This is a genomic window from Pseudomonas frederiksbergensis (assembly GCF_003732705.1).
In the GTDB taxonomy this organism is placed as follows: domain Bacteria; phylum Pseudomonadota; class Gammaproteobacteria; order Pseudomonadales; family Pseudomonadaceae; genus Aquipseudomonas; species Aquipseudomonas frederiksbergensis_F.
Genome location: NZ_MOBR01000018.1, coordinates 109419 through 135674, shown reverse-complemented (window position 1 = coordinate 135674; position 26256 = coordinate 109419). Strand labels below are relative to the sequence as shown.

Below are 26256 nucleotides of genomic sequence, written 5' to 3'. Positions count from 1 at the left end.
GAAGGCGATTTAACATTCAACATCTCTGTTGGTCATTAAATCGCCTTCGCGGGCAAGCCTCGCTCCTACAAGGATCTTGTGTTTGCTTGAGGATTTTCTGTGCGCTCATTGTTCTGGCGTATCCTGGCCAGCTTCTGGCTGGCCATCGCTCTGGTTGCAGGGCTTTCCCTTTTGCTGGGGCACATGCTCAACCAGGACGCGTGGATTCTCAGCCGCCATCCGGGCCTCAACACCCTGGCCGAAGAGTGGACACAAACCTACGAAGCCCAAGGCGAAGACGCCGCCCAGGACATCCTGGAACAGCGCAAACGCCAATATCACATCGACGTCCAGGTGCTCAACGAGAGCGGCGACCCGGTGGTGCGCGGCACTTTCCCGCGCCGGGCTGCTGCGTTTGAAGCGCGGCAGAACGATGATGATCGCCGCTTGCCGTGGCGCCGCCTGACCGCTGAGTACACTAGTGAAAAAACCGGCAACACCTATCTGCTGATCTACCGCATCCCGCACCCGGAACTCGACTCCTGGCATCGCGAAAGCCTGCTCTGGCCATTGAGTGCGCTGGGTATTGCGCTGGTGGTGCTGACTTTATTCAGTCTGTTGGTAACGCTCTCGATCACCCGCCCCCTCAGCCGTTTGCGCGGCGCGGTGCATGATCTGGGGCAAACCACCTACCAGCAGAACAGCCTGGTGAAACTGGCTAACCGTCGCGATGAATTCGGGGTGCTGGCCAATGACTTCAACCGCATGGGTGCGCGCCTGCAAAGTCTGATCGGCAGCCAGCGGCAATTGCTGCGGGACGTGTCCCATGAACTGCGCTCGCCCTTGGCTCGACTACGCATTGCGCTGGCGTTGGCTGAGCGGGCTAATCCTGAGGAACGGGAAAAACTCTGGCCGCGCCTGACCCGCGAATGCGACCGATTGGAAGCGCTGATCAGCGAAATTCTGGTTCTGGCTCGGGTCGACGCCGATAACGCCAGTGCCGAAGAAGTCGATCTCAACGCCTTGCTCCACACCCTGCAAAAGGACGCACAACTGGGCTTTCCAGAACAAACCGTACGCCTGGAAGCCGAGCCGCAACTGAACCTCAAAGGTTGGCCGACCATGATCGAGCGCGCCGTGGACAACCTGCTGCGCAATGCCCAGCGCTTTAACCCGGTGGGCCAGCCCATTGAACTGCAGGCCTCGCGCCAGGGCGAGCGAATGGTGGTCAGCGTTCGCGACCATGGGCCGGGAGTCGAGGCCGAGCACTTGAACCTGCTGGGCGAACCGTTCTACCGCGCGCCGGGGCAAACAGCCGCCGGACATGGCCTGGGCCTGGCCATCGCACGGCGAGCTGCAGAACGGCATGGCGGCAGCCTGGTCCTGGCCAATCACCCGGACGGCGGGTTTATCGCCAGCCTGGAATTACCGTTGGTGCCGGGAGCTGTGGTTCAGCCTTAGGGGGCGGGCCAGGCGCTGACGAACTCGGCGAGGTCGACTTTCTCCGCCACCCGCGGTTCTTTCTGCGGCGTGCCGAGGTACAGGAACGCAATCACTTCTTCCCCCTCCGCCAACCCCAAGCCTTTGGCCACATGCGCCGAGTAGGCCAGTTCACCGGTACGCCACACCGCGCCAATCCCTTGCGCATACGCCGCCAACAAAATCCCGTGGGCCGCACACCCTGCCGCCAGCAGTTGCTCGGACTTCGGGTATTTGACGTGATCCTGCAACCGCGCAATCACCACCACTACCAGCGGTGCTCGCAGCGGACCGTTGCGGGCCTTGTCCAGCGCCGCTTCGGATACTTCGCTGTCCTGCAGCTTCGCCGCCTCGGCCAGCATCTCACCCATTTGCTCCCGCGCCGCGCCTTCGACGGTCAGGAAACGCCAAGGCTGCAAATGGCCGTGGTCCGGCGCACGCAGCGCAGCGCCAAACAGCACTTCCCGCTGCTCGGCAGTAGGGGCCGGTTCGACCAGTCGTGGAACGGAAACACGGTTGAGCAAAGCGTCGAGAGCCTGCATCGGCCACCTCCTGTAAAAAATGTTTGGCTATTCTAGCTGCAACCCTGCGGGAGCGCCGGTTTACATGGCAGACCTCACAGGTAGAATGGCGCCCTTCCCTATTTCAGCCCGAGCGGACTTCATGGCGTTGCCGACCTTACGGACTATTGGTTTCATCATCGGCATCTTCCTGATCACGCTGGCCATCGCTATGGTCGTGCCCATGGCCACGCTGGTGATTTTCGATCGCACCAGCGACCTGCCCTCGTTTCTCTGGGCCAGCATGATCACCTTCGTCGCCGGCCTGGCGCTGGTCATTCCCGGACGCCCCGAACACGTGCACCTGCGCCCGCGGGACATGTACCTGCTGACCGTCAGCAGCTGGCTGGTGGTGTGCATCTTCGCCGCGCTGCCATTCCTGCTGACCCAGCACATCAGCTACACCGACTCCTTCTTCGAAAGCATGTCCGGCATTACCGCCACCGGCTCCACCGTGCTCAGTGGCCTGGACACCATGTCCCCCGGCATCCTGATGTGGCGCTCATTGCTGCACTGGCTCGGCGGTATCGGATTTATCGGCATGGCGGTGGCGATCCTGCCGCTGTTGCGCATCGGTGGCATGCGGTTGTTCCAGACCGAATCGTCGGACCGTTCCGAGAAAGTCATGCCCCGTTCACACATGGTGGCGCGCCTGATCGTGGCGGCCTATGTCGGCATCACCATTGTCGGCAGCCTGGCATTCTGGTGGGCCGGGATGAGCCTGTTCGATGCGATCAACCACGCGATGTCGGCGATTTCCACCGGCGGTTTCTCCACTTCCGACCAGTCCTTGGCCAAGTGGACGCAGCCGGCGGTGCACTGGGTCGCGGTGGTGATCATGATTCTTGGCAGCCTGCCGTTCACCCTGTACGTGGCGACGTTGCGCGGTAATCGCAAAGCGCTGATCAAGGATCAACAGGTCCAGGGTTTGCTCGGGATGTTGCTGGTGACCTGGCTGGTGCTCGGCACCTGGTACTGGTGGACCACCAACCTGCATTGGCTGGATGCGCTGCGCCACGTGGCGCTGAACGTGACTTCGGTGGTCACGACGACGGGCTTCGCTCTCGGGGACTACAGCCTCTGGGGTAATTTCTCGCTGATGCTGTTCTTTTATCTGGGCTTTGTCGGCGGCTGTTCGGGCTCGACGGCGGGCGGGATCAAGATTTTCCGCTTCCAGGTCGCCTACATCCTGCTCAAGGCCAACCTTAACCAGCTGATTCACCCGCGCGCGGTGATCAAGCAGAAATACAACGGTCACCGGCTCGACGAAGAGATCGTGCGTTCGATCCTGACCTTTTCCTTCTTCTTCGCCATCACTATCTGCGTGATCGCGCTGTTGCTGTCGCTGCTGGGTGTGGACTGGATGACCGCGCTGACCGGCGCCGCCAGCACCGTGTCCGGCGTCGGCCCTGGGCTGGGGGAAACCATTGGCCCGGCGGGCAACTTTGCCACCCTGCCGGACGCTGCCAAGTGGATTCTCTCGTTCGGCATGCTGCTGGGCCGACTGGAGATCATTACGGTGTTCGTTCTGTGTATTCCGGCGTTCTGGCGTCACTGACCTGCTTGGGCGCATCCATCAGCCGCGCCCGGTACTCGCCGGGCGTCGCATCGAACCAGCGGCGGAACGCGCGAAAGAAGTTACTCGGGTCGGCAAACCCCAACAGATAGGCAATTTCCAGCAGGGTCATGGTTGGCTGCGCCAGGTACTGCTCGGCCAGTTCGCGACGGGTGTCATCGAGCAACGTCTGGAAACTCGTGCCTTCTTCCTGCAACCGGCGCTGCAAGGTGCGTTGTGACAAATGCAGGGTCTGCGCCACGGTGTCGCGCTTGGGTTCGCCCTGGGGCAGCAAACGGCAAAGCACTTGCCGGGCCTTGTGGGTCACGCGACTTTCAGAAAACCGCGCCAGGTACTCGCCGGCAAAGCGGTCATGCAGCAGCGCCATGGCTTCGTTGGCCGTCGGCAGCGGTGCTTCCATGTCGGCGCGCTCGAAGATCAATGCATCGTAAGGCGCGTTGAACACCAGCGGCGCGTGGAAGGCTTGTTTATAAGGCTCGAGATCGGCGGGCTCATCGCCCTGCACCAACACCTTGCGCGGTTGCAGGGTGCGGCCGGTCAGCCAGCCGCACAGCGCCAAGGCGCAGGCCAGCGAGGCTTCGGCGCTTTGCCGGGTCGGTGGCAGATGGTCGCCGTGGACCGTCAGAATCAGCGCATAGCCTTCTTCCAACAGCCGAAAACTCAGGTCGGCACTTTCGGCAATGATCCGCTGGTACCGCACCAGCCGCTGGAAACCTTCGGCCAGGGTCTGGCTGGACATCAGCGCGTAGCCGGCCACATGAAAGGATGCCGGTCGCACCACTTTGCCCATGTTCAGGCCGATCGCCGGGTTACCGGACAGCTCGACCGCGCGCTGCCAGAGCCGCGTCATGGAATCTTGCGGGAAGCGCGCATCCGGATCATCCAGTGCTGCGTAGTCGAGCCCTAGCTGTTTGAACAGAACCCGGCAATCCAGGCCGTCCATTTCCAGTGCTTTGACAATCCCCATCGCCCAGCTTGCAGAAGTCGTTCGTTCGCTCATGGCGTTTACTTACATGATGAGCCGCATGCTACGGCCAATTACCGAAGGATACTAAAGTGGCGCCTATTGTCACTGGCTGATGCCAATGATCACTCTAGACTCAAATAAGCTACCCGCAGAACAACTTGCCATCAGAACAATAACCACAGAGATCGCAGTCGTGGAAAACACCAAGCGTTTCAACAGCTTCGCTGAGTTCTACCCGCACTACCTCAGCGAACACAGCAACAGTACTTGCCGACGATTGCACTTTATCGGCACCACCCTGGTTATTTTCATTCTGGCCCTGACTATCGGCAAAGGCGCCTGGCTGCTGCTGATCGCCCTGCCGCTGGCCGGTTACAGCTTCGCCTGGGTCGGTCATTTCTTCTTCGAGAAGAATCGTCCTGCCACCTTCCAGCATCCGTTCTACAGCCTGCTCGGCGATTTCGTCATGTACCGCGACATGATTCTGGGCCGCGTGCCGTTCTAGGCTCCGCAGGCCAGCGATGCGTCCCGTGCAGACAGTGCGCCAGTGGATCCAAGTTCTACACTCAATCCGTCACTTCGCAAAATAAGAAGATCGCCGATGAACGCCAATGCCCGCTTCACCCACATGCAGGACGGCACGCAGGAAGACTGGGCGATCATCGCCGCAGACTTCAGTGCCTACGCCCGACAATTGCCGACACGGATTGTGGCGCACCTGAAGTTGCTGGAGGGTGATTTTGGCGGGTTCCCGGTGGATCGCCTGACCCACTCCCTGCAAACCGCCACCCGCGCCTTTCGTGATGGCCGCGACGAGGAATACGTGGTCTGCGCCTTGCTCCACGACATCGGCGACACCCTCGGCTCCTACAACCACCCGGACATCGCTGCGGCCATCCTCAAGCCGTTTGTCAGCATCGAGAATTTGTGGATGGTGGAGAAACACGGGATTTTCCAGGGCTACTACTTCTTCCATCACCTGGGGATGGATCGGCACCTGCGCGAGCAATTCAGCGGGCATCCGCAGTATCAGGCGACCATTGAATTTTGCGCCAAATACGATGCGGCGGCGTTTGATCCGGCGTATGAGACGCTGCCGTTGAGCTTCTTTGAACCGATGATGGAGCGGTTGTTTGCACAGCCGAAGAGCTCGATCTACAAAGCAGCGATGGAAGAACACGCGCCGGCCTGAAGCCACCTGGGACCCCATGTGGGAGCGAGCCTGCTCGCGAATGCGGTGCATCAGGCCAAACATTCATTGACTGACGCACCGCTTTCGCGAGCAGGCTCGCTCCCACAGGGAATTTGTGGCAAATCGACGATTACGCCGGCTCGGCCACCTTCACCGCTTTCAACTCCGCCTCCCGCGCTTGGGCATCCGCCAACCGATACAACTCGATCGAGCCATCCCAATGCTCGATCAACGCCGTGCACGATTCCACCCAGTCTCCGCAATTGAGGTAATCCACCCCGCCCACCTTGCGGATTTCGGCATGGTGGATATGGCCGCAGACCACACCATGCAACTCGCGCTTGACGCATTCATGGGCGATGGCTTCTTCAAAGTCGCTGATGAAACTCACGGCGGTTTTCACCTTGTGCTTGAGGTACGCCGACAGCGACCAGTAACCGTAGCCATACCGGGCACGCCAGTGATTGAGCCAGCGGTTGAGGGTCAGGGTGAATTCGTAGGCCGAGTCGCCAAGGAAGGCCAGCCAGCGGTGGTAGCGGGTGATCACGTCAAACTGATCGCCGTGGATCACCAGCAGATGACGGCCATCGGCGGTCACGTGCACCGCCTCGTCCACTAACTGAATGTTGCCCAGGATCAGCTTCGAATAGCGCCGCAGGAATTCGTCGTGGTTGCCGGTGACGTAGATCACTTCCGTACCGCGCTTGCTCATGGTCAGCAAGCGGCGGATCACGTTGGTGTGGGCCTGGGGCCAATACATGCCGCCGCGCAGTTTCCAACCATCAATGATGTCGCCCACCAAGTAGATCTTGTCGGTGTGGTAGCCCTTGAGAAACTGCGACAGGTGCTCGGCCTGGCAATCCCGGGTGCCCAAATGCACATCGGAAATCCATAAGGTGCGGACACGTTGTTTACGGCTGGGTTTGGCGAGCTCGGCGCTGGTCATGGGCAACCCTCTGGGATGTTTTTACAAGCTTGCGCCGGTCGGGTTAATTGCCCATGACAGTGACGAGTCAATCCTGTGACAGCGCCCGGCCGGTGTAGACTGGCCGCATCTTGCCCGGGAGTCCTGCGATGAGACCGATCCTCACGCTTCGCCAGTACAGCCACGACCTGATCGTCCACAGCCACGACCACGCACAACTGGTGTTTGGGTTATCGGGTGCGCTGGATTTCGAGGTCGGCGGCCACGGCAGTCAGGTGGTGCAGCAGAGTTTCGTGGTGGTCCCGGCCGGCATGCATCACGCCTGTGGCAGCCCCAATGGCAGTCGGTGCCTGGTGCTGGATGTGCCCGGCGATCAATGGGTGTCCCAGTCGTTGGGGGAGCACGCCGATGCCAGCCGCCGCTTGCTCGACAACGCCGGACGGCTGCCTATGGATGCCGGGCAAAGCCAATTGGTCAGTTGGCTGGCGAGCAGCCCGGTGAGCGATCCGCTGATTGCCCAGCAAGGTGCGGTGTTGCTGCTGGCCAGCCTCAACAACATCAAACCGGACATCATCGGCGGACGACGCCTGCCGTATGCGGCGATGAATGCGCACATCGATCAGTACGCGGCGTATCCGCTGCAAGTGGCGGATCTGGCGCGGATTGCCGACCTCTCCAGCGCTCGACTGCATGCGCGGTTCGTGACGGAATGCGGGCAAACGCCGATGGACTACATTCGCAGTCGGCGGCTGCACATTGCCGTGGGATTGTTGCGGGATTCGGCATTGCCGATTGGCGAGATTGCTAGCCGCGTCGGCTACAGTTCCCAGAGTGCGTTTGCGGCGGCGGTATTGCGCGAGTTTGGCGCTTCGCCCGGCAAATTGCGCCACGAGGCTGGCGACAAAAGACGATAGTCTGCCGACAGACAGGATTGGCTTCACACGCTTAAATGTAGGGGCTGGCGAAGGCTGCGATCTTTTGATTTTGCTTTCTTGAAGGGCAAGATCAAAAGATCGCAGCCTTCGGCAGCTCCTACGGGGGACCGTCGTCGCCTGTTGAATATTTATCAAGGACTGCAATGACTCCCCGTACCGCCCTTGGCGCCCTGCATATCGGCGCACTGATGTTTGGCCTGACCGGTGTGTTCGGCAAACTCGCGGCCGCCTCCCCGGCGGTCATCGTTTTCGGCCGTGCGGCGTTCGCGGTGCTGGCGCTGGCGTTTTTTGCGCGGTTCGCCAGCAGCACTCGCTGGCAAAAACTTGAAGCCGTGGACTGGCGCCGTTTGCTGCTCAGCGGCTTGCTGCTGGCCGGGCACTGGGTGAGTTTTTTCATCGCGGTGAAAGTCGCGGGGGTGGCGATTGCGACTCTGGGCTTTGCCAGTTTCCCGGCCTTTACCGTGATCCTCGAAGGGCTGATCTTCCGCGAGCGAATCCGCGCCAATGAAATCCTGCTGGTGGTACTGGTCAGCGTAGGCCTGGTGCTCGTCACCCCCGCCTTCGACCTGGGCACCGGCGCGACCGTCGGCCTGCTCTGGGCGGTGGCTTCCGGTTTACTCTTCGCGTTGCTGTCCCTGACCAACCGCGCCAGTTCCGCACGCATCCCGGCGGTGCAGGCCGCGCTGTGCCAAAACGTAGTGGTCGCGCTGTGCCTGCTGCCGGTCGCCGCCCCCCAGTTGAGCGACGTACGCGCCCTCGACTGGTTGTGGATCGGCCTGCTCGGCGTGTTCTGCACCGGCGTGGCCCACAGCCTGTTTGTCGCCAGCCTGGCGGTGATCAAGGCGCGGACCGCTGCGGTGGTGTTTGCCCTGGAACCGGTCTACGGCATCACCATGGCCTGGCTGCTGTTCGATGAAAACCCGACCTTGCGCATGTTGCTCGGCGGCGCGTTGATCATCGTCGCGATCGTGGTGTCCAGTCGGCTATCCGGCCATTCCAGCAAAAAAGCCGTGGCCGCCGAAGCCGCCTCTCACTGAGTGCGGTCGTTGTGCCCGAGGTCGCGGTCCGGGTCGATCTGATCCCGGACCCGCTGCTTGAGCACCTTGGCTTCCGGGAAACCGCCATCAGCCTTGCGCTCCCAGATCTGCACCTCGTTACAAAAAATATGAAAAACTCCACCCGTGCCCGGCACCAGTGACACTTTGCCCAAGTCATCGCCAAAGGTGCTGAGCAGCTCCTGGGCCAGCCAGGCAGCGCGCAACAGCCACTGGCATTGCGTGCAATAGGTGATGACGATTTCCGGTTTTTGCATGGTCATGATCGCTGAAACTCCTGAGCCAGAGGGGCGCCGCTATAATAGCCGCCTTTATCGCTCGCCCCGAGATTCACGATGCGCCGTTTACTGTGTTGCCTGTTGCTTATCCTCTACCCCTTGATCGTTCACGCCACCGATGCACCCCGACCGAAAATCGGCCTGGTGCTGTCCGGCGGCGCAGCCCGTGGCCTGGCGCACATTGGCGTGCTCAAGGCCCTGGAAGAACAAGGCATCAAGATCGATGCGATTGCCGGCACCAGCATGGGCGCGGTGGTCGGTGGGCTGTACGCCTCGGGTTACAAAATCGATGAACTGGAAAAACTGGCCCTCAACATCGACTGGCAACAAGCCCTGTCCGACGCGCCGCCGCGTGAAGACGTGCCGTTCCGGCGCAAGCAGGATGACCGGGACTTTCTGGTCAAACAGAAACTCAGCTTTCGCGACGACGGCAGTCTCGGCCTGCCGCTCGGCGTGATCCAGGGCCAGAACCTGGCTTTGATGCTGGAAAGCCTGCTGGCCCATGCCAGTGACACCCGCGACTTCGACAAACTGCCGATCCCCTTCCGCGCGGTCGCCACTGACATTTCTACGGGCGAAAAAGTGGTGTTCCGCAAAGGCCACCTGCCCCAGGTGATCCGCGCCAGCATGTCGATCCCGGCGGTGTTCGCGCCGGTCGAGTTGGGCGGTCGCTTGCTGGTGGACGGTGGCATGACCGACAACATCCCGCTGGACGTGGCACGGGAGATGGGCGTCGACATCGCCATCGTGGTCGACATCGGCACCCCGCTGCGCAACCGCAAACAACTGACCACCGTGGTCGATGTGCTGAACCAGTCGATCACCCTGATGACCCGCCGCAACTCCGAAGAACAACTCGCCGCCCTGCACAAGGACGACGTGTTGATCCAGCCACCGCTGGCGAGTTTCGGCGTGACCGACTTCGGTCGTGCCCAAGACATGATCGATGCGGGCTACCGCGCCACCAGGATTCTCGCGCCACGCCTGGCCCAACTCAAACCGACGCAACCGCTGGACGCCGAACTGACCGCCGCCCGTGCCCCGAGCCAGCGCACGCCGATCATTACCGCGATCAAAGTGGAAAACGACTCGAAAGTCGGCGATGACGTGATTCGCTACTACATCCGCCAAAACGTCGGCGAGCCGCTGGACATGGGCCGCCTGCAAACCGACATGGGCACCCTGTACGGCCTCGATTATTTCGAGCAAGTGCAATACCGCGTGGTGCACAAGGGCGAGGATCACACCCTGGTGATCAGCGCCCGAGGCAAGCGCAGCGGCACCGATTACCTGCGGGTCGGTTTGAACCTGTCGGACGATATGCGCGGCGATAGCGCGTTCAACCTCGGCGCCAGTTACCGGGTCAACGGCATCAACCGCCTCGGCGCGGAATGGCTGACCCGGGCGCAGATCGGCGACAAACAGGAACTCTACAGCGAGTTCTATCAGCCGCTGGATGTGGGTTCGCGCTACTTCATCGCGCCTTACGCCGCATTTGAAGCGCAGAACGTCGAGGCGGTTCTGGACAACGACCCGATCGCCCAGTACCGCGTCGAACGTTATGGTTTCGGCCTGAATGTCGGCCGGCAGATTGGCAACAGCGGAGAGATTCGTTTCGGCGTCGGCGAGGCCTGGGGCAAGGCTGATGTGCGCATCGGCGATCAGGATCTGCCGAGCGAAAGCTTTAACGAGGGCTTCTATGAGCTCAAGTATTCGTTCGATTCGTTCGACAACGTCTACTTCCCCCACGAAGGCAAAGACATCAGCCTGGCGTTCCGGCAGTTCGAACCGGGGCTGGGCTCGGACAAGCGTTACCGCCAATGGGAATTCAAACTGGACAAGGCCATGAGCAGCGGGCCGGACACGTTTATTCTGGGCGGGCGTTATGGCCGTACGCTGGATGATGCCAACGTCGTCACCTCAAGCTTCCTGCTCGGCGGCGCGCGGCAGTTGTCGGGGTTTCGCGAGGATGCGATTTCCGGACAGAACGTCAGCCTGATGCGCGGGGTTTACTACCGACGCCTGACGCCGCGTTCGTACCTGCCGCTGGATTTCCCTCTGTACATCGGCGGCTCGCTGGAGCGCGGGCGGGCGTGGAACAACGACAATGAGTTCGACAGCGGCTACATCAACGCCGCCAGTGTGTTCATCGGTTTCGACACACCGCTGGGACCATTGAACTTCAGTTATGGCTTTAATGATGCGGATGAACAGGCGGTTTATTTGAATCTGGGGCAGACGTTTTAGCGCGGGCACCATTGGTCAAATGTGGGAGCGGGCTTGCTCGCGAAGGCGGAGTGTCAGCAACGGTGATGTTGACTGATACGACGCCTTCGCGAGCAAGCCCGCTCCCACATTGGATAGTCGTGACAGTGCTAGCGGATACCGGCCAACAAAGTCCGGGCGGTCTGCTTGAGGGGTTCGTCGCCTTCCTTGAGCAACTGGTTGAGCAGCTCAATAGCGCTGTCCAGATCGCCATCATCGATACAGGTCTGGGCTTGTTCCAGTTTGCCAGCGCCCGTCGGCACGGTTGGGGGCAGTGGTTCAAGTTCCAGTGACTGGCCGGGCTCACTGAATGCGTCGAGAAAGTCGTCGTCCAGTGATTGAGCTTCAGGCTCGGCGTCCCATTCCAGCTCGGGTTCGCCCAGCTCCGACTCGTCGGGCATTTCGTAGACATCGGGCATTACGTGCAGATTTGAGGTGAACGCAGGTTCATCCGGCAGCGGCGGTTTAGCCTTCGGCGAGGGTGGATCTTCAAAGGGGCTGACCAGATCCCAATTGGAATCCATCGACAGGTCGTCCAGGTTCAACTGGAACTCGTCACCGGGTGGCGCTTCGGGAACCACCGCCACGGCCGGCGCAATGGCCGGCGCAAGGGCCACGACCGGTACGGCACCCGCCAGTTTAGGGAATCGAGCGCGAAGGTCCGCCAACTGTTGCGGGTCAACCCCGGCGTCACGCAGGTGGTTTTCCTGCGCGTCATACGCCGCCACATCACCCTGCTTGCCCAGCACCTCCAACAGCTGCAACGCCAGGTCTGTGCGCTGGGGTTCCTTGGCCAATGCCTCACGCAACAGGCCTGCCGCTTCGGAAAACCGACCGTACGCCAGGTAGATGCCGACGCCTTCCAGCACATCGCCAGCGGGCGCTTCTTCGCGGTGATCGGAAACTGGCGCGACATGGGCAACTTGTGGCGGGACATCACGCACAGGCTCAGCGTGCAGTGGCGCCGTGGACAACGGCTCGGTCAACGCTTGCTGCCGTTGCCGACGCACAAACCACCCGAGCACCATCAGCAACACCAACGCCAGCAACCCGGCAATCAACAGCCAGTGACTGGTTTCAGGCTCTTGAACCACGACCGGCGCAGGTGCCACAGCCACCGGTGCGGCGGCCGGCGTCTGCGCGACCTCGGACAGGCGGGTCTGCAAGTCGCTGATCTGCTTGCGCTCATCGGCGATTTGCCCGTCTTGGGTCTTGATCCGGGCATTCAACTCATCGAGGTTTTTTTGCAGTTGCTGGTTTTGCAGAACGCTGGCGGCCAGTTGCTCGGCCACTTCATCGTTGACAGGTGCCGCCGCCGGGGGAGCGACGCTGGCGGCGGGCGCAGGCGCCTTGCTCTTGGGAGCCGGTACCGGCGCAAGGGTCGGTTCGACGCTCGGGAACCCGGAAGTCGGTTCTTTGGCCGAGGGTTCGTCGGTCGCGGGAACGATCCCCGGTGAACCCGGCGGATCGATTAACACTGTGTATTCGCGCAGCAAACGGCCGTTGGGCTGATTGAGCTGCACCAGGAAATTCAGAAAGGGTTCATTGACCGGTTTGCTGGAGGTCACCCGGATCGACGTGCGGTTGCCCCGCAGGATTGGCGTGAATTTCAGACTGTTGAGGAAGAACACCCGCTCGACGCCCGCACGGCTGAATTCGTCGGCCGTCGCCAGGCTGACCGACAGATCGCCTTCCGCCAGACCGCCGGCGTCCACCAGGGCGATATCGGCGCTGAACGGCTGGTTCAACGCCGAATGCACGGTGAGGTCACCCAACCCGAGGGCGGGTGCCAATGCCGAGTAAGTGACCGCACCCCCGACCAGAAGCAACTGGGTGCAATACCGCAAAACCACGTGCCAACTCTCGAGCATGAGCATCCCTTAGATTAAGCAGAACCAACCTGTACGTGTTCGCACATCCGGTACGAACACGATATTGCCTAGTAGTTCTTTATAGTCTGCCCAACGGGGTATCTCAAAAACACGGCCTAAGGTTTTGCCTCAAGACTTTTCGAGGTTGGCCAGGATATGACCGTGAACACGCATGCAGACCTTCAAATCCGCCTCATCGACGCCTTCGAACAGCTCGTGGCGCAGTTGTGTAGCGATGGTTTCAATCTGTTCGATCAATGGTCGGGCGGGGGCACATAGGACGATTTTTTTCGCCCGGCGGTCTTCCAGCACGGATTGGCGCTGCACCAACCCCTGGCCTTCCAGGCTGTCGAGCAACCGGGCCAGGGTCGGCCCTTCGACCGCGACACTCTGCGCCAATTCGCGCTGGGTCGGGGCTTCTTCGAAACGCGCCAGGTGCAACAGCACCAGCCAACGCGCCTGGGAAAGTCCCAGGCCGGCCAAACGGCGGTCCAGTTCGGCACGCCAGCCACGAGACATCTGGGCCAATTGCATGCCAAAGCGGTGTTGATCGGTTAACGGCATAAAAAACTCATGGTTAGGCTGAAATAGAGAAAATCTAATTATTAGTCAGCTAAGCATGACCTTTCGCTATAGGCAAGGTTTGCTCCGTACTGAATCGTTACATCTATGCGCACGGTCAGTTAAATCTCGAATTCAGACTGAAGCGCCGCGCGAACGCAGTACAAAACCCCTTCCGGCACGCGACCGGCGAACAACGCGGCAATCTCCGCCACCGCCGGCAACTCGCCTTCGCCGTCGAGGAACGCGTCCTGGATCTCCCCCATCAGCTCTTCCGGCAAGTCCAGCGCCTGTTCCAGCGACAATTGCTGCTTGCCGATGGCCTCGGCGAGCATGGTGTAGACGTTCTTTTCCGAGCATTGCAGTTGACCGGCGATTTGCAGCGGCGTCATGCCGGCCCGGGCCAGGGTGATCAGTTCGTGGCGCACGTCGGCCACCACTTTCGGTGCCTCGACCTGCCCACCGAGGACTTCGAGGAAGGCTTCGCCGTAACGCTCCAGCTTGCGTGCACCGACGCCGCTGACCGTGGCCATTTCCGCCAGCGAGGTCGGTTGGCTGCGGAGCATTTCCAGCAAGGTCGAGTCGGGGAAGATGACGTAAGGCGGCACACCGTGTTCTTCGGCGAGCTTGCGGCGCAGGGCACGCAGGGCTTCCCACTGTTCGCGCTCTTCGCCACGCACCAGTTGGCTCGCCTGGCTCTTGCTGCTTTTGGCGGTGGTTTGCGGCTTGAGGTCACGGCGCAGCTCCAGGGTCACTTCACCCTTGAGCAGCGGCCGGCAGGTGTCGCTCAGGCGCAGGCCGCCGTAGCCTTCCAGGTCGATGTCCGCCAGACCGCGGGCCACCAATTGGCGGAACAGCGAGCGCCACTCGCTCTCGCCCATCGCCTTGCCGACGCCATACACCGACAGATGCTGATGGCCGAAGCTGCGGACTTTTTCGTTGTCCTTGCCCAGCAATACATCCACCAAGTGCCCGACGCCATAGCGCTGGCCGGTGCGATAAATCGCCGAGAGTGCCTGACGGGCCGGCTCGGTGGCGTCCCAGGTCTGCACGCCGTCGACGCAATTGTCGCAATGGCCGCACGGCTCGGGCATGTCTTCGTCGAAGTAGGCCAGCAGGGTCTGGCGACGGCAGCGGGTTTCTTCGCAGAGCGAGAGCATGGCGTCGAGCTTGTGCTGCTCCAGACGCTTGTGGCGCTCATCGCCTTCGGAGTTCTGCAGCATCTGCTTGAGCATCACCACGTCTTGCAGGCCGTAAGCCATCCAGGCGTCCGCCGGCAAGCCATCACGGCCGCCGCGACCGGTTTCCTGGTAATACGCTTCAAGGGATTTGGGCAAATCAAGGTGCGCGACGAAACGCACGTTGGGTTTGTCGATGCCCATGCCGAACGCCACGGTGGCAACCATGATCAGGCCTTCCTCGTTGAGGAAACGCTTCTGGTGATGGGCGCGGGTTTCGTTGGGCAGACCGGCGTGGTACGGCAGCGCCGGGAAGCCCTGTTCGCTGAGGAACACCGCCACTTCGTCGACTTTCTTGCGCGACAGGCAGTAAACAATGCCCGCATCGCTGCGCCGCTCGGCGAGGAACGCCAGCAATTGCTTGCGCGGCTGCTCCTTGGGGACGATGCGATAGAAAATGTTGGGACGGTCGAAACTCGACAGGAAACGCTCGGCGTCCTGCAAATGCAGGCGCTCGACGATTTCTTCCCGGGTGCGTTTGTCGGCAGTGGCGGTCAGAGCGATGCGCGGGACATTGGGGAACAGTTCCGCCAATTGGCCCAGTTGCAGGTATTCGCGACGGAAATCGTGGCCCCATTGGGATACGCAGTGCGCTTCGTCGATGGCGAACAGGGCAATTTCAAGGCTTTGCAGGAAGGCCAGCATGCGCGGCTGCACCAGGCGTTCGGGCGCCAGGTAGAGCATTTTCACTTCGCCGCGCTTGATCCGGGCGGCCAGGTCGCGCTGCTGTTCGGCGCTCAGGGTCGAGTTCAACGCGGCGGCGGCGACGCCCAGCTCTTCGAGGGTCGCAACCTGGTCGTCCATCAATGCGATCAGCGGCGACACCACCACCGCCAGGCCTTCGCGCAGCAGCGCCGGGACCTGGAAGCACAAGGACTTGCCGCCACCGGTAGGCATCAATACCAAAGCGTCGCCGCCATTGGCCACGCGCTCAATGATTGCACCCTGGCGGCCACGGAAACTGTCGTAGCCGAAGATGTCCTTGAGGACGCGTTGAGCCTGTTCGAGCATAAAAACTCCAAAAATCACCGAAACATCCCTGCAAGGCTGGTTCAGAACCACGCAGGCTGCACTGACAAATCGTAAGTGCGCATTGCATGACGCTTCACATCTCAGCCGCGACGCCAGCAGGGCATCACAAAACGCGGGAGTATACCCGAGCCCTCCCCGGCAAAGGGTGCCGCTGATAAGACACATCAGGACAAACACTGCATAACCTGTGGGAGTGAGCCTGCTCGCGAAGGCGGCATTACTTCCAACATCATTGCTGACTGACCCATCGCTTTCGCGAGCAGGCTCGCTCCCACAGGGATTGCGGTGTTTCGCGGGGCCACAATGGCGCAAATATCCCGCGCGGCTGGCCTGAGTGCTCAAGAAGGCCTAGAATTCCCGCATCTGTTTAATTCCCCAAGGTAGCTTTTAATGTCCTTCGCTGAGCAACTAACCCGCCTGCAAGTCTTCCTCGACGCCGATGAACTGCATGACGAGGCGCTGGACTACGTGGCCGCCCACGGCTACCTCACGGCGCTGTCGATCTGTTCCGAAAGCGTTCCCGACCGTGAATGGATCGACGCCCTGTTCGCCGAAGAGCCGCATTACGCCGACGACACCGAGCGTGAAGCGATCGAATCCACCCTGCTGGCCCTCAAGGCTCACATCGCACGCCAACTGGCGTCCGACGAAGAGTTCGAGCTGCCGTGCGACCTGGACCTGGGCGAAGAGCCGGATGATTCCGACCTGCGCGGCTGGTGCATCGGTTTCATGGAAGGCGTGTTCCTGCGCGAAGCGGCCTGGTTCGAAACCGCTGAAGACGAAGTCAGCGAAATGCTGCTGCCGATCATGGTCGGTTCCGGTCTGTTCGACGAACAGCCTGAGTTCGAAGATATCGCCAAGGACGCCAACCTGATGGACGACATGATCGTGCAGATTCCGGAAGCCCTGACCGCGCTCTACCTGCTGTGCCAGGCGCCCGACGAAAAACCGGCGATCCTCAAGCCACGTCACCACTAAGGTTTTGCCTATGGACAACCCCATAGGCAACCGCTCCCTGATGTTGCGCTACGTGCTGCTGGCCATCGGCTGGCTGAGCGTAGCGTTGGGGGTGATCGGGATATTCCTGCCGGTGCTGCCCACCACGCCGTTCCTGCTGCTGGCGGCCGCCTGCTTCGCCCGCAGTTCACCGCGTTTCTACCAGTGGCTGGTCGAGCATCCGCGGCTTGGGCCGTGGATTCGCGACTACCTGGACGGCAACGGCATCCCGCTCAAGGGCAAGGTCTATGCCATCGGACTGATGTGGGCGAGTATTCTGTTCTCCTGCTACCTGGTGCCATTGCCTTGGGCGCGGGGGTTTATGTTGACCAGTGCGGTGTTGGTCACGGTCTACATCCTCAAGCAGAAAACCCTGCAAAAACCCTGATCCTATGATTGATCGTTCCCACGCTCTGCGTGGGAATGCAGCCCGGGACGCTCTGCGTCCCTGCGAAGCGAACGCGGAGCGTCCGTTGAGGCATTCCCACGCAGAGCGTGGGAACGATCATGCCCACTGTGTCCGACGATCAACCCTCCCCCACCCAAAACTCTGCCTAAACTCCAGTCATCTGCACCCGAGCAGCCAGACATGTCTAGCAGTCGGCGTCGTCCAGGATGGCCAGCGCTCCGACTTCGGTTCGGCGGTTGGCTGCTGGCGGCATTTTTGCTGGCCGGGCTGGGCAGTGTTTGCGCCGACTGGGATTTCGGGCAGATCCTGCAAACCGCCGAAAAACGCTACGGCCCCCTCGGTCCTGCCAAGGGGCGGATCGAGGCCTGGAATCAGATGCTGCAAGGCGAACGCAACCAGCCAGAGCGCGAGCAACTGAACGCGGTCAATCGCTTCTTCAATCAGCAATTGAGTTTTCAGGACGACACTCGCATCTGGCAGCAGATCGACTACTGGGCCACGCCAGAGGAATCCCTGATCAAGGGCGCCGGCGATTGCGAGGACTACGCCCTGGCGAAATATTTCAGCCTGCGCCAGCTCGGGGTTCCCAGCGAGAAACTGCGCATCACCTACGTCAAGGCCCTGACCCAGAACCAGGCGCACATGGTGCTGACGTTCTACAGCAGCCCCACGGCCGATCCACTGGTGCTGGACAACCTGATCGGCGAGATCCGCCCCGCCTCCCAACGCAAAGACCTGCTGCCGGTGTACGCCTTCAACGCCGAAGGCCTGTATTTGCCCGGCGCCAATGGCGGCAAGCGCAGCAGCGACTCGAAAAAACTGTCGCGCTGGCAAGACGTGTTGAAAAAGATGCAGGCCGAAGGGTTCGCCGTGGGCGACGGCTAGTTGCCACAGCAAGGAGCGTTTTATGTCACTGCGCAAACAATTGTTTCTCGCCATTTGCCTGTTTTTGCTGGTGGCGTTCAGCGGCAGTTTTTTTGTCGGCCTGGAAAGCTCCCGCGAGCAGATGCTCGGCCAGTTGCGCTCCCATGCCCAGGATGCCGCCACGGCATTGGGGCTGTCGCTGACCACGCAGATCGACGACACGGCGATGATTGAATTGATGGTCAGCTCGATTTTCGACAGCGGCTATTTCAGCAGCATCCGGATCGTCAACATCGCGGACGAACGGGTGTTGGTGGAGCGTGACGCACCGGCGCGGATCGAGGGTGTGCCCGACTGGTTCGTGCGTCTGGTCAACCTGCATCCGCAAGGGGGCGACGCGTTGATCATGCGCGGCTGGGAGCAAGTGGCGCGGGTCGAAGTGTTGAGTAACCCGCAGTTCGCCCTGGCCAAACTCTGGGACAGCACCCTTGGCAGCCTGATCTGGTTGCTGCTGTGCGGGTTGCTCAGTGCGATGTTCGGCGGCTGGCTGCTGCGCCGGCAATTGCGCCCGCTGGACAAAATGGTCAGGCAGGCCGAGGCGATCAGCAAACGGGAGTTTCTCAGCCTGCCGAAACTGCCGCGCACGCCGGAACTGAAGCGGGTGGTGCTGGCGATGAACCAGATGGTCGAGAAGCTCAAGGCACTGTTTGCCGAAGAGGCGGCGCGCAGTGAAAAGCTGCGGGCCGACTCTTATCAGGACAGCCTCACCGGGCTGGCAAACCGGCGCCTTCTGGATGAGCAATTGGCCGACCACTTGCTGATCAACGAACAGAGCAGCGACGGCCACTTGCTGATGCTGCGGATCAACGACCTGGCGGGCCTCAACCAGCGCCTGGGCGGTCAGCGTACCGACGCCTTGATCGGTGCCGTCGGCGAACTGCTTAAACGCCTTACGCAAACCCCGGAGCGGCGCACCTGGCTGGCAGCGCGCAATCGCGGCGGTGAGTTCAGCCTGCTGACCCCGGGGCTAGACGACAAGGACGCCGCGCGCCTGTGCGCCGAGATCAGCGCCACTCTGGAAAACCTGCGTCTGACCGGTGCCAGCGACAGCATGCCCGTGGCGCACCTGGGCATCGTCGCCTACCAACCGGGTGAGCCGGCCAGCGACGTGCTGCTGCGCCTCGATCAAGCCTTGACCCAAGCCCAGCACCATCCCGAGCGGCCATGGGTTCACCTCGATCACGCCCACACCGCGCCGAACCAGTCCCAGCACGACTGGCGCAACTGGATCGACGACGCCCTGACCCACGGCAAATTGCAGCTGTATTTCCAACCGGTGGTGCAATGCGCCGACACCAGCCAGGTGCTGCATCACAAAGTCCTCGCGCGCCTGCTCGACCCGCAGGGCGAAGCGATTGCCGCCGGACATTTCCTGCCCTGGATCGAACGCCTCGGCTGGTCCGCACGCTTCGACCTGGCGATGCTTGACGCAACCCTCGACTACCTCGCCGTCAACCGCTGGCCTCTGGCGCTGAGCCTGTCCGGCACCACCCTGCGCGATCCGGTGCCACTGCAACAGATCTTGCGCACACTCGACTCGCTGCCGGAACTGGCGCCGCTGCTGGTCCTGGAAATCGACGAGCGCCAACTGCCGCCCCCTGACGAATTGCAGCGCCTGAGCCACAGCTTGCTCAGCACCGGTTACCGCATCGGGTTGCAGCACTTTGGCGGCAGCTTCAGCCAGATCGGCAACCTCACGCAGCTGGGTCTGGCGTACTTGAAAATTGATGGGAGTTACATTCGCGGGATTGATGAGCAGAGCGATAAGCGGCTGTTCATCGAGGCGATTTTTCGGGCGACCAACAGCATTGATTTGCCGTTGATTGCGGAGAGGGTCGAAACGCAGGGGGAGTTGGAGGCGATCAAGGAACTGGGATTGTTTGGGGTAATGGGCCGACTGATCGGGCCGCCTGAACCCATGTGAATTAAGCCCTACCATTGGTCGCTACTGTCAGGTCTGACAGTAGCGATGGTGACTCCAGCAGGCTTTAAATCACTCCGTCACCGATCCTTCGACTGTTGCAGGAGCAAAGCTTGCCCGCGAAGAACGATAACGCGGTGTGTCAGACCTGGCGCCTTCGCGAGCAAGCTTCGCTCCTACAGTGCCTGGCGGTTACCCAGGCTTGTGGTTATCCAATACCCGATTGACCGCTGTTTGACCCAACATAATGATCCGTTGCAGCACCACCAACGAATAGCGTCGCGGGCCTTCGTCCAGGTCGGCGAGATCATTGATCATCGCGTTGGCGGACGCCAACAATTCGCTGGCGTCGACCAGCAACGTTTCGTCATCCACCGCTGCGTCGATGGTGTAAAAGGTGCCGGGCCTTCGAGGCGGTATCTGCGTTTTCGTCGCCTCGGGGTTGAGGTAAAAGTTGACCGCGCGGTCGGCGGCCTCTTTCGCTTTCTTGGGGTCAAGATCAAGAGAGGCGTCGTAGGGTACTGGACCCGTTTGCGGGGGGTTCGGCGTTACTTTGAACATGGTTTGCTGCTCCAAATTGGAGCCGCTTGACACTTCTCTACTAAAAGAAGGGTGGCGGCTGTACGCAGGTTAGTAGACCGGTGGAATCAGCAAGCCCGGCGCGCCCGAGGGCGCCCTACGCACAACCACCATCAAGTGCAGGCATGGAATGACCTGACTGAATGGCGCTTATGCACCTTACCGATAACCACCGGGCTACTAAACCCGACCACTGATAAGCAGTGGCAGGGAAACGATAGAGGCCGGGGTCAAAGCGCACAAGCCGGCGGATTCTGGCGTACGCGTAGGTAACGACGCAAGGTCTTGTAGCCGCTTATGACGTAACACTGAGTGTCTTTAAACAGTCGCCGTTAAACATGTTTAAGCGGTGGGTCAGCCAACATCAATGCTGGATGACAGATTGCTTTCGCGAGCAGGCTCGCTCCCACAGGGGAACTGCGCCGACCACAAATCCTGCGAACAACACCGAACAAATTGTGGGAGCGAGCCTGCTCGCGAAAGCGGTGTGTCAGGCAGCAAATTTCTTGCCTGTGCCACCGTCTTCGCGAGCAAGCTCTGCTCCTACAGGGGCGCTGCGCCGACCACAAATCCTGCGAACAACACTGAACAAAAATGTGGGAGCGAGCCTGCTCGCGAAAGCGCACTGACAGTCAACAGGGATATTGGCTGACCCACCGCTTTCGCGAGCAAGCCCGCTCCCACAGGGGAACCGCGCCGGCCACAAATCCTGTGAACAACACCGAACAAAATGTGGGAGCGAGCTTGCTCGCGAAAGCGGTGTGTCAGGCAGCAAATTCTTTGCCTGTGCCACCGCCTTCGCGAGCAGGCTCGCTCCCACGGGGGAACCGCGCCGACCACAAACTCTGTGAACAACACTGAACAAAATGTGGGAGCGAGCCTGCTCGCGAAAGCACACTGACAGTCAACATGGATGTTGGCAGATCCACCGCCATCGCGAGCAAGCTCTGCTCCTACAGGGGCGCTGCGCCGGCCACAAATCCTGTGAACAACACCGAACAAAATGTGGGAGCGAGCTTGCTCGCGAACGCGGTGTGTCAGGCAGCAAATTCTTTGCCTGTGCCACCGCCTTCGCGAGCAAGCCCGCTCCCACAGGGGAACTGCGCCGACCACAAATCCTGCGAACAACACCGAACAAATTGTGGGAGCGGGCTTGCTCGCGAAAGCGGTGTGTCAGGCAGCAAATTCTTTGCCTGTGCCACCGCCTTCGCGAGCAGGCTCGCTCCCACGGGGGAACCGCGCCGACCACAAATCCTGTGAACAACACCGAACAAATTGTGGGAGCGAGCTTGCTCGCGAAAGCGCACTGACAGTCAACAGGGATGTGGGCTGACCCACCGCTTTCGCGAGCAAGCCCGCTCCCACAGGGGAACTGCGCCGACCACAAATCCTGCGAACAACACCGAACAAAATGTGGGAGCGAGCTTGCTCGCGAAAGCGCACTGACAGTCAACAGGGATGTTGGCTGACCCACCGCTTTCGCGAGCAAGCCCGCTCCCACAGGGCTTTGGTGCGTGCCGAAAAAATCCGCCTCAACCACTCGTCGCTACTGTCAGATCTGACAGTAGCCCGCGCCCGTCAATCAGTCGCCCAATAGAGCCAACCACCTTCGTGTGAAGCCTGACTGTCGTGATCGACAAGGAGCCAGTGGCATGACCGCTTACAGCTTGTTCCTCTTTGCGCCTCAAACAACCGAAACCTCGCCACTGGCCCTGCGGCCCTTGCAGATTTCCAGCATGACCTACCCCGTAGTCGACGGCGACGGCGGGATCAATATTGCCGTGGTCACCCAGCATCCCAATGGTGTGTTGTGTGTCATCTCGGCTTACCTCGGCATGCAGGCGGGTGATCGACACGACATCTACTGGGAAGGCGCGAAGATCTTCACCCGCGAGGTGTATCCCGACGAAGTCAATCAACCGTTGTTCTTTTACTTGCCCACCGAGCCGATTACTCCGGACTGGGGCGAGTGCTATTACATCCTGACCCGCAATGGGCAACCCGTGCCCGACGCGCCGTCGATATCCATCCGGTTGCGGGTCAAACTGGACCGGCCCGGCGGTCGTGACAAGAATCCGCATCTCCCCGACGGTCATTCAGAGTTGAATATTGTGCAGCTGCCCGAGGATGTCATCCGCAACGGCGTACATGCCGAGTGGGCGGCCCGAGGCGTGCCCGTGACCGTTCCCGTCTACCCGAACATTGCCCTGCGCGACACCGTCCAGGTGAAATGGGGCAGCGTATTGCTCGCACCGCACCAGATCACCCGGGAGCAGGCCTCGGGGGCCGACCCCATTGTCGTGACCGCCGATCAAGCAGCGATTCTCGCCGCCGGCGACAGCGATGCCTTGCTGGTGCAATACGACATCGTCGACGAAGTGTGGAACTTCGCGGAGCGATGGTCACAACGTACCCCGGTTGCGGTGGACGCCGGCGCCTGGCGGTTGCGAGCGCCAATCATCCAGCAAGCATCCGGCGGGGTGATCGACCTGGAAGCCTTGGGCTACGACGACGTCTACGTGCAGATTCTCGTGGAGGGCGCCGAGTTCGAGCAGGACGACACCCTCGAAATGACGTGCGTGGGCCTGACAGCCTCCGGCGAACGCTTGAGCCACACCGAATCGGTGCAAATCCTCAGTGAACCGCCGCTGATCGCAGAGGTGCCCGCGCCCAATGCGCTGTTTCGAGCGCTAGCCGGCGGTTCGGTCGAAGCGGCCTACACACTGATCAAATACAACGGTAGCCCGCCGCTGTCGTCCAAACGAGCCTTTGCCAGTGTGGTGGGCGATGTCATCGAACTGCCGGCACCGACCGTGCGCGAAGCCCAGGGCGACACCCTGGACCCCGACGCCGAGATGGCCACCGTGGACGTCGGTTACGCCGATATGGCCAATGGCGACTTGATCAATCTGATCGGGTTGGGCAGTCGCGCCAACGGCCAACCCTACCCGTTCGAATATCAGCACACCGTCAGCAGTAACGATGCCGTTGAAAAACGCGTCACTCTGTCCATCGAAACCCACCACATCACGGCCCTCAAGGACGGCAGCCTCGACCTGTTTTACCGGGTCATGAATGACAACGTGCAAGCCGCCGGCATTTATGAGTCGCGGCATCAGTTGCTCAGGATCGCGGCGATTCCCGGCGAGTACCCCGCGCCCACCGTGGTGGAAGCTCCGGACGGTTTCCTAGACCCGATCGCTGTGCCCCATAGCGCCACCGTACGTGTGGACAATGATCAAACCCAGGTCGGCGATGAAGTGACGTATTACTGGAAAGGCCCGACCGCCAGCGGCACCACCCAGGACTCGGTGCCTGTCACCACCCTTAACCGTGGCAAACCGATCCATTTCCGGGTCGATGCACGCTTCATCACGCCCAACATTAGCGAGCTGGTCGCCGTGCGTTACAGCATCAAACGCGGCACGCCCATCCGTTATCTGTTTTCTGAAACACTGCCCTTGCAGGTGGGCCGGGCCATCGAGCCGGAAATCGTTTCAGTGACGGACTCCAAGGGCCCGATTCCTCTCGACGGCATCACCTTCGACAGCAGCGTGCGGCTCGCGGGTAAGGCGCACCCGGGACGACAGGTGCAGACGTTCGACGGCGCCACGCCGCTGGCGGTGCTCGATGTCAGCGCCGAAGGCGACTGGAATCAAACCTTGGCGCTGCAGCAAAAAACCTACCGCCTGACGGCCAAAGCCTTGTATGGCAGCCGGCCGGAATCCGCACCGCACGGCTTGAGCGCCGTGGAGACCGTCACACCGCGCATTCTTTCGCTGACGGATTCCAAAGGCGAAATCCTCCCCGATGGCATTTCTTTCGACAAAGTCTTTACCCTCAAGGGTGTGGCCAGCCCGAATCAAACTGTCAGGATTCTCGACGGTGCGACAACCCTCGCCGAACCCATCGTCGATGCCAGCGGCGATTGGACTTACACCCACACCTCGCCCACCGTCAAAGCCTTCAGCCTGACCGTAAGCGGGCTCTACGGCAGCGAACCGGTGTCGAGCCCGCCACGCAACTTTACCCAGGCCCAAGCCCAGGAGCCGGTGATCAGCAGCGTGACCGATACCCGAGGCTCGGTGGCGCCCGATGGCGTGACCTTTTTTACCAGCGTCAATCTGGAGGGAACGGCCAGCCCCAATCAACGCGTGCGCATCCGCGACGGCAGTACCTCACTGGGCGAACCCGCCACGGATGCCGCAGGTACCTGGCGACATCCGCTCAACGGGTTGAGCGTCAAAGCCTACAGCCTCACCGCCCTGGCCCTGTACGGCGACGGACAAGTTTCCACGCCGCGCACCTTCCGGGTGGAAGCACCGGTCAGCCCCAACATCGACAGCATCACCGACTCCAAAGGTCCGGTCCTCGAAGGTGCGATCACCTACGACCGAACCGTCACGGTCAAGGGCACGGCCAACGCCAATCAGAAGGTTCGCCTGCTCGATTTCACCGCCACCCTTGGCGAACCGACGGCCAATGCCAGCGGCACCTGGACCCTGCCAGTCGCCAACCTGAGCGCCAAACCCTACAGACTCACGGCGTTGGCGTTGTATGGCAGCGGCGAGGTGTCCAACCCGGCTCGCACGTTCGTGGTCGCAAACGCCGTCGAACCGTCGATCAGTTCCATCACCGACTCCAAGGGTGCCTCGGTGGGCCAGGACGGCATTACATTCGACACCGTCGTGAATATCGTCGGCCAGGCCAGCCCGGGGCAAAGTATCCGCCTGCTCGATAGTGCCACCTCGTGGGGTCAATTCCCCGTGGATGGCACCGGCACCTGGCGAATGACCCGAAGCGGTTTGACGGTAAAAAGTTACAGCCTGACAGCCATGGGTTTGTATGGCAGCGAACCGGTGTCGACACCGCCGCGCAGGTTCCAGGTCAAGAATCCGTTGAGCATTGTGCCGACGCAGATGAACCTCAATGGTTTCTCGGTGAAGATTGCGCAATGGACCAAAACCGGTGCTGATTCGGTTAACAACACCGCGACGCGTGTGGCGACGGGAGGCACACCACCTTACAGCTATGCCTCATCCAATCCGGCGGTGGCCAGTGTAACGAACGCGGGGAAAGTCACCGGGAATCGCAATGGCTCGGCCACGATTACGGTTTCCGATAATGCGGGGGCGAGGGTCAGTTATGTGGTGGCGGTGACGAACGTTTTTGAGTTGCGGATAAGCACGACAAGGATGGGCAGCAACGAATCGGTGGCCTGGATGAATTCGTTGAGGGGGCAGACGACCTATAACTATTCATTCTTGCGGGATATCGCGCTGGTTTATGTGCGGCCGACTCGTACTGAAAATATTTGGATGTGCGCAATGTCGGGACCCCGCTGGGGTATTTTCCTTCACCCGGCCTACGTGGTTTATGGCGGAACGTTTATTACCAGTCCCTTGTTCGCATGGTGTCTGGTACCGCTGTAAAACTCGGCCTTGAAGTAAATCCCGCCCACAAAAAAACGCCCCGCAATCCGCGAGGCGTTTTTCTTTTACTGCGTCACCATCA

20 protein-coding genes are annotated in these 26256 nt (G+C 61.0%); 12 read left to right on the top strand and 8 right to left on the bottom strand.

Going from position 1 to position 26256, the window contains the following annotated elements; all coding sequences use genetic code 11:
• Window positions 1-99 precede the first annotated feature (99 nt).
• Window positions 100-1440: a sensor histidine kinase gene (locus BK667_RS20385; protein ID WP_123509088.1), complete on the top strand. Its 1341-nt coding sequence runs from the start codon at window positions 100-102 to the stop codon at window positions 1438-1440.
• Here the strand turns inward: BK667_RS20385 and BK667_RS20380 are convergent.
• Window positions 1437-2000 (bottom strand): nitroreductase family protein, encoded by a 564-nt coding sequence (locus BK667_RS20380; RefSeq protein ID WP_123598699.1) that lies wholly within the window; start codon window positions 1998-2000, stop codon window positions 1437-1439. The genes BK667_RS20385 and BK667_RS20380 overlap by 4 nt on opposite strands.
• 121 nt (window positions 2001-2121) lie before the next feature.
• On the opposite strand from BK667_RS20380, the gene BK667_RS20375 reads away from it, so the two are divergent.
• Window positions 2122-3576, top strand: a complete 1455-nt coding sequence (locus BK667_RS20375; RefSeq protein WP_123509086.1) for a TrkH family potassium uptake protein — start codon at window positions 2122-2124, stop codon at window positions 3574-3576.
• Here BK667_RS20375 and BK667_RS20370 read toward each other — a convergent pair.
• Window positions 3533-4594 (bottom strand): AraC family transcriptional regulator, encoded by a 1062-nt coding sequence (locus BK667_RS20370; RefSeq protein ID WP_221178471.1) that lies wholly within the window; start codon window positions 4592-4594, stop codon window positions 3533-3535. The genes BK667_RS20375 and BK667_RS20370 overlap by 44 nt on opposite strands.
• A 160-nt stretch (window positions 4595-4754) precedes the next feature.
• On the opposite strand from BK667_RS20370, the gene BK667_RS20365 reads away from it, so the two are divergent.
• Together BK667_RS20365 and BK667_RS20360 are read left to right on the top strand one after the other, a co-directional pair.
• On the top strand, window positions 4755-5066 hold the full coding sequence (locus BK667_RS20365; protein WP_123509084.1) for an Mpo1-like protein: 312 nt from the start codon (window positions 4755-4757) through the stop codon (window positions 5064-5066).
• A 96-nt stretch (window positions 5067-5162) separates the two neighbouring features.
• A complete protein-coding gene (locus BK667_RS20360; protein ID WP_123598698.1) occupies window positions 5163-5753 on the top strand; it encodes an HD domain-containing protein in 591 nt (196 codons plus the stop codon).
• Between the two features lie 130 nt (window positions 5754-5883).
• Here BK667_RS20360 and BK667_RS20355 read toward each other — a convergent pair whose 3' ends face one another.
• Window positions 5884-6699: a UDP-2,3-diacylglucosamine diphosphatase gene (locus tag BK667_RS20355; RefSeq protein WP_046055974.1), complete on the bottom strand. Its 816-nt coding sequence runs from the start codon at window positions 6697-6699 to the stop codon at window positions 5884-5886.
• Between the two features lie 128 nt (window positions 6700-6827).
• Between BK667_RS20355 and BK667_RS20350 the strand changes: the two genes are divergently transcribed.
• Window positions 6828-7592, top strand: coding sequence for a helix-turn-helix transcriptional regulator (locus tag BK667_RS20350; RefSeq protein WP_123509082.1), 765 nt, complete (start codon window positions 6828-6830; stop codon window positions 7590-7592).
• Between the two features lie 164 nt (window positions 7593-7756).
• Window positions 7757-8650 (top strand): DMT family transporter, encoded by an 894-nt coding sequence (locus BK667_RS20345; protein ID WP_123598697.1) that lies wholly within the window; start codon window positions 7757-7759, stop codon window positions 8648-8650.
• Here the strand turns inward: BK667_RS20345 and BK667_RS20340 are convergent.
• A complete protein-coding gene (locus BK667_RS20340) occupies window positions 8644-8931 on the bottom strand; it encodes an Rdx family protein (protein WP_054049193.1) in 288 nt (95 codons plus the stop codon). The two genes, BK667_RS20345 and BK667_RS20340, sit on opposite strands and share 7 nt — an antisense overlap.
• A 72-nt stretch (window positions 8932-9003) precedes the next feature.
• On the opposite strand from BK667_RS20340, the gene BK667_RS20335 reads away from it, so the two are divergent.
• Window positions 9004-11193 carry a patatin-like phospholipase family protein gene (locus BK667_RS20335; protein WP_123509080.1) on the top strand — a complete coding sequence of 730 codons (2190 nt, stop codon included), beginning with the start codon at window positions 9004-9006 and terminating at the stop codon, window positions 11191-11193.
• A 128-nt stretch (window positions 11194-11321) separates the two neighbouring features.
• Here the strand turns inward: BK667_RS20335 and BK667_RS20325 are convergent, their stop codons facing one another.
• The 3 genes from BK667_RS20325 to recQ form a co-directional block, all read right to left on the bottom strand.
• Complete coding sequence (locus tag BK667_RS20325) at window positions 11322-13082, bottom strand: motility hub landmark protein FimV (protein ID WP_123598696.1); 1761 nt, start codon at window positions 13080-13082, stop codon at window positions 11322-11324.
• Window positions 13083-13211: 129 nt separating this feature from the next.
• A complete protein-coding gene (locus tag BK667_RS20320; RefSeq protein WP_123509077.1) occupies window positions 13212-13646 on the bottom strand; it encodes a MarR family transcriptional regulator in 435 nt (144 codons plus the stop codon).
• Window positions 13647-13765: 119 nt separating this feature from the next.
• On the bottom strand, window positions 13766-15892 hold the full coding sequence (gene recQ, locus BK667_RS20315) for a DNA helicase RecQ (protein ID WP_123598695.1): 2127 nt from the start codon (window positions 15890-15892) through the stop codon (window positions 13766-13768).
• A gap of 411 nt (window positions 15893-16303) precedes the next feature.
• Between recQ and BK667_RS20310 the strand changes: the two genes are divergently transcribed.
• From BK667_RS20310 to lapD, 4 genes are all read left to right on the top strand, one after another.
• Window positions 16304-16891, top strand: coding sequence for a UPF0149 family protein (locus tag BK667_RS20310; RefSeq protein ID WP_030130067.1), 588 nt, complete (start codon window positions 16304-16306; stop codon window positions 16889-16891).
• 10 nt (window positions 16892-16901) lie between these two features.
• Window positions 16902-17297, top strand: a complete 396-nt coding sequence (locus BK667_RS20305) for a YbaN family protein (RefSeq protein WP_123509075.1) — start codon at window positions 16902-16904, stop codon at window positions 17295-17297.
• Between the two features lie 201 nt (window positions 17298-17498).
• On the top strand, window positions 17499-18203 hold the full coding sequence (gene lapG, locus BK667_RS20300) for a cysteine protease LapG (RefSeq protein WP_123598694.1): 705 nt from the start codon (window positions 17499-17501) through the stop codon (window positions 18201-18203).
• Between the two features lie 22 nt (window positions 18204-18225).
• Window positions 18226-20166, top strand: a complete 1941-nt coding sequence (gene lapD, locus BK667_RS20295) for a cyclic di-GMP receptor LapD (RefSeq protein ID WP_123598693.1) — start codon at window positions 18226-18228, stop codon at window positions 20164-20166.
• A 189-nt stretch (window positions 20167-20355) separates the two neighbouring features.
• Here the strand turns inward: lapD and BK667_RS20290 are convergent, their stop codons facing one another.
• Complete coding sequence (locus BK667_RS20290) at window positions 20356-20724, bottom strand: DUF6124 family protein (protein ID WP_123598692.1); 369 nt, start codon at window positions 20722-20724, stop codon at window positions 20356-20358.
• A gap of 1670 nt (window positions 20725-22394) precedes the next feature.
• Between BK667_RS20290 and BK667_RS20275 the strand changes: the two genes are divergently transcribed.
• Window positions 22395-26174 carry an immunoglobulin-like domain-containing protein gene (locus BK667_RS20275; protein WP_123598690.1) on the top strand — a complete coding sequence of 1260 codons (3780 nt, stop codon included), beginning with the start codon at window positions 22395-22397 and terminating at the stop codon, window positions 26172-26174.
• Window positions 26175-26256: the final 82 nt, after the last annotated feature.

Coding starts and splice junctions, on each gene's coding strand:
- lapG (WP_123598694.1), top strand. CDS start 17,499: ATGTCTAGCAGTCGGCGTCGTCCAGGATGGCCAGCGCTCCGACTTCGG.
- BK667_RS20310 (WP_030130067.1), top strand. CDS start 16,304: ATGTCCTTCGCTGAGCAACTAACCCGCCTGCAAGTCTTCCTCGACGCC.
- BK667_RS20275 (WP_123598690.1), top strand. CDS start 22,395: ATGACCGCTTACAGCTTGTTCCTCTTTGCGCCTCAAACAACCGAAACC.
- BK667_RS20360 (WP_123598698.1), top strand. CDS start 5,163: ATGAACGCCAATGCCCGCTTCACCCACATGCAGGACGGCACGCAGGAA.
- BK667_RS20320 (WP_123509077.1), bottom strand. CDS start 13,646: ATGCCGTTAACCGATCAACACCGCTTTGGCATGCAATTGGCCCAGATG.
- BK667_RS20380 (WP_123598699.1), bottom strand. CDS start 2,000: ATGCAGGCTCTCGACGCTTTGCTCAACCGTGTTTCCGTTCCACGACTG.
- BK667_RS20345 (WP_123598697.1), top strand. CDS start 7,757: ATGACTCCCCGTACCGCCCTTGGCGCCCTGCATATCGGCGCACTGATG.
- BK667_RS20370 (WP_221178471.1), bottom strand. CDS start 4,594: ATGAGCGAACGAACGACTTCTGCAAGCTGGGCGATGGGGATTGTCAAA.
- BK667_RS20305 (WP_123509075.1), top strand. CDS start 16,902: ATGGACAACCCCATAGGCAACCGCTCCCTGATGTTGCGCTACGTGCTG.
- recQ (WP_123598695.1), bottom strand. CDS start 15,892: ATGCTCGAACAGGCTCAACGCGTCCTCAAGGACATCTTCGGCTACGAC.
- BK667_RS20350 (WP_123509082.1), top strand. CDS start 6,828: ATGAGACCGATCCTCACGCTTCGCCAGTACAGCCACGACCTGATCGTC.
- BK667_RS20335 (WP_123509080.1), top strand. CDS start 9,004: ATGCGCCGTTTACTGTGTTGCCTGTTGCTTATCCTCTACCCCTTGATC.
- BK667_RS20375 (WP_123509086.1), top strand. CDS start 2,122: ATGGCGTTGCCGACCTTACGGACTATTGGTTTCATCATCGGCATCTTC.
- BK667_RS20355 (WP_046055974.1), bottom strand. CDS start 6,699: ATGACCAGCGCCGAGCTCGCCAAACCCAGCCGTAAACAACGTGTCCGC.
- BK667_RS20340 (WP_054049193.1), bottom strand. CDS start 8,931: ATGACCATGCAAAAACCGGAAATCGTCATCACCTATTGCACGCAATGC.
- BK667_RS20290 (WP_123598692.1), bottom strand. CDS start 20,724: ATGTTCAAAGTAACGCCGAACCCCCCGCAAACGGGTCCAGTACCCTAC.
- BK667_RS20325 (WP_123598696.1), bottom strand. CDS start 13,082: ATGCTCGAGAGTTGGCACGTGGTTTTGCGGTATTGCACCCAGTTGCTT.
- lapD (WP_123598693.1), top strand. CDS start 18,226: ATGTCACTGCGCAAACAATTGTTTCTCGCCATTTGCCTGTTTTTGCTG.